The sequence below is a fragment of the Sabulibacter ruber genome (assembly GCF_017355955.1).
GTDB classification, from domain to species: domain Bacteria; phylum Bacteroidota; class Bacteroidia; order Cytophagales; family Hymenobacteraceae; genus Nibribacter; species Nibribacter ruber_A.
Window position 1 is genome coordinate 1 of record NZ_JAFFID010000146.1, and the last position, 265, is coordinate 265.

At 72.8% G+C, this 265-nt stretch carries 1 protein-coding gene; it reads left to right on the plus strand.

Going from position 1 to position 265, the window contains the following annotated elements:
* Positions 1-265: hypothetical protein (locus JT719_RS24815; protein ID WP_207436454.1), on the plus strand; the 265-nt coding region annotated here is incomplete at both ends.

A 265-nucleotide genomic window follows, 5' to 3' on the forward strand; every position in this document is an offset into this window, starting at 1 on the left:
CTGGCCTACATCAAGGACCAGGCCAAGGCGCTCCTCGTTGCCCGCCGCTGGAAGGAGGAAACCGCTGGCGCCCTCCTGCCGGGCGGTGGCCGCGTGCCGTCCCAGGACCGGGACAAGACCATGCTCGGAGGCGCCCGTGAGAAGGCGCTGGAAGAGGTGGAGGAAGCCATCGCCGCGGCGCTCGCCGCCGGGCGCACCGCCGAGGAAGGCCGGGCGGAAGGGCTGGCGACCACGCACACGCTCGACATGGGCGGCGTGCCGTTCA